At 66.3% G+C, this 4,385-nt stretch carries 4 protein-coding genes; 2 read left to right on the top strand and 2 right to left on the bottom strand.

Annotated elements, in window-relative coordinates; genetic code table 11:
* Nucleotides 1-689, top strand: a 689-nt coding sequence (locus EN969_RS18760; protein WP_164758340.1) for a tyrosine-protein kinase family protein, incomplete at its 5' end; no start/stop codon positions are given.
* A 1-nt stretch (nucleotide 690) separates the two neighbouring features.
* On the top strand, nucleotides 691-2,037 hold the full coding sequence (locus EN969_RS18755; protein WP_013530605.1) for a VpsF family polysaccharide biosynthesis protein: 1,347 nt from the start codon (nucleotides 691-693) through the stop codon (nucleotides 2,035-2,037).
* Here the strand turns inward: EN969_RS18755 and EN969_RS18750 are convergent.
* Both EN969_RS18750 and EN969_RS18745 read right to left on the bottom strand, forming a co-directional pair.
* A complete protein-coding gene (locus tag EN969_RS18750; RefSeq protein ID WP_013530606.1) occupies nucleotides 2,000-3,262 on the bottom strand; it encodes a cellulase family glycosylhydrolase in 1,263 nt (420 codons plus the stop codon). The genes EN969_RS18755 and EN969_RS18750 overlap by 38 nt on opposite strands.
* Nucleotides 3,259-4,383: a DUF1972 domain-containing protein gene (locus EN969_RS18745; protein WP_245467460.1), complete on the bottom strand. Its 1,125-nt coding sequence runs from the start codon at nucleotides 4,381-4,383 to the stop codon at nucleotides 3,259-3,261. Before EN969_RS18745 ends, EN969_RS18750 begins: the two co-directional genes overlap by 4 nt.
* Between the last annotated feature and the right edge of the window lie 2 nt (nucleotides 4,384-4,385).

The following is a 4,385-nucleotide window of genomic DNA, read 5'->3' as shown; positions in this document are numbered from 1 at the left end:
CCATCGACGCGCCGGTGCTGGGCGTGGTGCCGGCAAAGTCGGACACAGGCCGGCGCTGGTGGCCTTTCGGCGGGGCGCGCGCCGCCGCCTCCAGCCAGAAGACCGATGCCGTCGTCGGCCTTGCGCTCAGGCGCATGTTCAGTTCGGGCCAGCGTCCGGCGGACTGGCCGCTGGTGCCTTCCATCTTGGTGACATCGTCGCCGGGCGAGGGCGCGCAGCGCAGCCGGGTGGCGCGGCTGCTGGCCAATGCCGCGGCATCCAGGGGCAGCCGTGTGCTGTTTATCGATGCCAATGCTGGCGGCGGCGGCCAGAAGGATCCGCAGCCGGGGATCCTCGATGTTCTGCGCGGCGAGTACGCGTTCGAGGCCGTCAGCCATTACGCCGCCGGCAGCAACGTTGCCGTGCTGGGCAGGGGCCGCTCAAAGGCGGTCTTCCAGGAAGCGCATGGCATCTATTTTGCGCAGCAGATGCTGGCGCGGGCCAGCCGGAGCTTCGAGCTCGTCGTCATCGACGGCGGCGCGCTGGCCGACAATCTCAATGCCTCGCCGCTGGTCGCCATGGCCGACGAGATCGTGCTCGTCGCCACGCTGAACGCCACCCCGATGCGCGACGTCACGACGACTTCGCAGGCGGTCTCCGTCATGGGGCGCCTGCCGACAGCCGCCTTGCTGGTCGACGAGGCCGCCTGATATGGCGGCCAGTTGGAGCGCAAGCGCTTCGAACCATGGTGCTGCCGCACCCCGCGCCGGCACGCCCATCTCCGGCACCTCGGTCGATGCGCTGACGCGCTTCGGATTGATCGCGGCGGTGGCGGTGCTGTTCAGCATCTCGGGGGGCATGCTGTGGCTGGTCGGCTACAATTATGATGGCCTGTTCGGCAACCCGGCGACCAAGATCCACCCGTCCACCTATCTCATCGTCCTGCTGCTTGCCTGGCGCTCCTGCGCATCAGGCAATCCGGTCGGCCATATCGTCCATCTCGCTGACAGGCGGCCGGCCAGCGCGCTGATGGCCGCCATATCGATCGTGCTTCTGGTCGTTGTCATCGCCAGGCAGCGGCCCGGTATGGCCGGCATGATCGATACGTTCGTGGCTGCGGCACTTCTCGTGCTGATGCTCAGCGAGGACGACGAGCGGACCTTCGCCGGGCTGCAGACCGTCGTCCACGTGGTCATGACGGCGAATGCCTTGCTTGCCCTTTTCGAGTTCGCCACCAAGACGCTTATCTTCCCCTATCGCCTCGACGGCGTGGCGTTTACCACCGATCTGCGCTCGAGCGCGCTGCAGGGGCATCCGCTTGCCAATGCCATGGTGACGTCGATCTATGTGCTTGCGCTGCTCTCCGGTGCCAGATCCCTGTCGATGCCTGTGCGGATAGGGTTGATCGGCTTGCAATGCGCGGCACTCGTCGCCTTCGGCGGCCGCACGGCGATGGTGACGACGGTGGTGCTCGGCGGCTGCTACCTGCTTTTTCAGGGCATCACCAAATTGCGCCAGGGCCGCGTCAATCTCCTCGGTGCGGCACTCGGCTTCATGCTCGCCGCCCTGCTGCCGGTCGTCATCATCGTGGCGGCATATCTGGGCTTTTTCGACGCGCTGCTGGAGCGCTTCGTGTCGGACAGCGGCAGCGCCAATGCCCGCGTCGAGATGTTCGAGCTCTTCAAGCACCTGGAATTGCGCGATCTGATCGTGGGACCGGATGTCGACCTGATCGACAGCCTGCGCCGCATCAACGGTCTCGAACAGGGCATCGAGAACCCGATCATCCGCACGGTCCTTTATCAGGGCGCCTTCTTCACGCTTTTGCTGACGTTCGGCTTCGTGCTGTTCCTGTTCGAGGTGGCGCGCCGCTGCCATCCCGGCATCTGGCTGCCGATGCTGGGCTGGGTTATCCTGATCAACACTTCGGAAAGCGTCGCGTCGAAGACGACGCTGCTGACCAAGTTCGTGGTGCTGGCATTGGTGCTCTATCGGCCGGCGCGGGCAGCGTTCAGGCCGGTCAGTCCGCCGGCATGGTCAGGCCAAGCGCCGCGATGATATCGGGGTCCAGCGCCCGGGTGGTGTCGTCCATCATGCCCATGCCATCGAAGAGATCCCACAGTGCCCAGGCGAAGCCGAGTTCCTCGGCGCTCCGCCTCACATCGGCGATGTAGCGCCCGCGATCCGGATTGGGCGCGGCGACATAGCGGGCGTCGGTGCGCAGCGCGCCGAACTCGCCCATGATGATGCGTTCCGGCGCAAGGCTATGGCCATCGGCCCAATCGCGGACCTGGCGAAGATATTTGTCGACAAACCAGCGGTCGGGCTGGGCGTCGAAATAGACTTTCAGCACACGCTCGGTCTCGGCATAGGCTGCTTGCTTGGCGTCTTCAGGGGTTTCGGTGTCCTGCGCCATGCGCGCCCTGACCGATGCCAGCGTCTGTTGCAGCGAGCCGGCGGATGCCGGCCACGGCACATTGTTGAGCGACCGATAGACCGGCTCGCGCATCCAGGGCGCGCCCTGATGGCTGAACAGATAGGGCTCATAGAAGTGGAAGGTGAACAGGATCGGCTCGAAGGGCGACAGCGGGCCCGGATCGAGCGCGGTCAGTCCGCTCACCATCGAGCCGCAGCCTCCGGTGACGACCAACGGCAGGGTCGCTGCCGATGCCCTTGCCGCGGTCAGAAGCGCGAGCTGGATTTGCAACCAGACGTTCGACGCGCAGGCCTGCGCCGGTTCGTTGACCGGCTCGAGCGCCACCCTGCCGGGCTGGAACCGCGCCAGCCTGCCGGCAAGCTCGCCGACCAGCCCGCGATAGAGATCGAAAGCGGGTGCGGCGGTGCTGGAGACCATGCGGTCGGGGTTCCAGTAATGGGTGGCAGCGTTGGCCTGGATGTTGACGATGATGCCAAGATCGGCGTCGAGGGTGGCGGTGACGGCGGCGTCCAGCATGTCCAGCAACTGACTGCGCGTCTTGGCGTCGGCGGCCAGGAAAGGGCCGGGATCGACGGGCAAGCGGATGAAATCGAGCCCGGTCTCGCGCAACCGACGCAGGTCGTCTGGGGTCGGCACCGGCCGTTGCGACTGGAAGGGCGGCCAGCCGTAGTCGGTGCGGGGTGCGGGAAATTCACGCGTCAGCGAGAACCAGGGCCAGGCGTTGACGCCGCGCCGAAACCGCGTCCCGGCGGCGGCGCGAGCGATTGGTGCGACCGGGAGCGAGCCGAGAGCCGCTGCAGTGGACAGCGCGGTCCGCAGCACCCGCCGGCGCGACCAGCCTATCATACGGTTCCTGGCGATGCGTGATCCATCGCAGTGGTCTTGGCGGCGGTCATGCCGAGCAGATGATAGGCCTCGTTTTCATAGGCGAGCAGGACATCGTCCCAGCGAAAGGCTTCGCGGGCCCGCGCCCTCGCGGCAACGCCGCAGGCCTTGACCAGGGCATCATCGTCCAGCGCCTGCTGCATCCGCTCGGCGCAACTGTTCTTGTCGGTGAAGTAGATCGCCGCAGCCCCTGCGGTCCACCTGTTGTAGGGATTGTCATGCGCGATCACCATGTTGCCGGCCGCCAGCGCCTCGACCAGCGACGGGTTGGTGCCGCCCACCGTGTGGCCGTGCAGATAGGCGCGGGCGTGGAAGCGCAGGGCCTTCACCGTTGCCTGGTCGTAAATGGCGCCCGGCAGGACCACCGAGCCGTTCGCCGCCTTGCGGATGGCGGCATGGTAGGGGATGTCGTCGGACAGCGTTCCCAGCACCACCAGCTTCATGTCGCGCTTGGTGGAGCAAAAGGATTCGACAATCGGCAGGATGTTGTTGTCGGGTTCGATGCGCGCGATCGAGATGAGATAACGCCCGGGCTCGAGGCCGAGCGCCCGGACCGGCGCCTCGGGCGCTGATGCCACCGGATCGGCGCCATAGGCGATGGTGGCGATGGCGCTGCGCGGCCGGCGCGTCGCCAGGTGATCGGCGATGGCGGGATGATCGGCGACCAGCCGATGCGAGGCCCAAGCGCCGATCCATTCGTTGAGCCAGAACCAGGTTCGCGCCGCCATCCCCCATTTGGGGCGACGCCACTCGATGCCGTCCATGTTGGTGAAGATCTTGCGCCGCTTCAGCCTGAGCCAGGTCAGGAAGACCGCGCCATTATAGCCGAGCACCAGGCAAACGCCCTGTCGTCTGGCAGCATCGCGGGCGCATTGCCAGTCGAATTCCAGGGTCGCGCGCGGTCCCTTGGAGGCGACCTGGATGTGAATGAGCTCGATGCCGCGCCAGGTTTCGCTGCGCACCCGCTGGTCGATCCGCTCGACCTCATCCTGGCAATAGACGCCGACCTTCCAGCCGCGCCCGACAAGAAACAGCGCCAGTTTTTCGGCAAAGGTTTCAAAGCCGCCATGGGCCGCGGGTATGC

This window comes from Mesorhizobium sp. M7A.F.Ca.CA.003.01.2.1 (assembly GCF_003998945.1).
Classification (GTDB): domain Bacteria; phylum Pseudomonadota; class Alphaproteobacteria; order Rhizobiales; family Rhizobiaceae; genus Mesorhizobium; species Mesorhizobium ciceri.
Note: the sequence above shows the minus strand (reverse complement) of the source record. Positions and strands in the feature narration are given on the sequence as shown.

Bases quoted from the DNA above. Each gene is read 5' to 3' on its own strand.
- EN969_RS18755 (WP_013530605.1), top strand. From the start codon at position 691: ATGGCGGCCAGTTGGAGCGCAAGCGCTTCGAACCATGGTGCTGCCGCA.
- EN969_RS18750 (WP_013530606.1), bottom strand. From the start codon at position 3,262: ATGATAGGCTGGTCGCGCCGGCGGGTGCTGCGGACCGCGCTGTCCACT.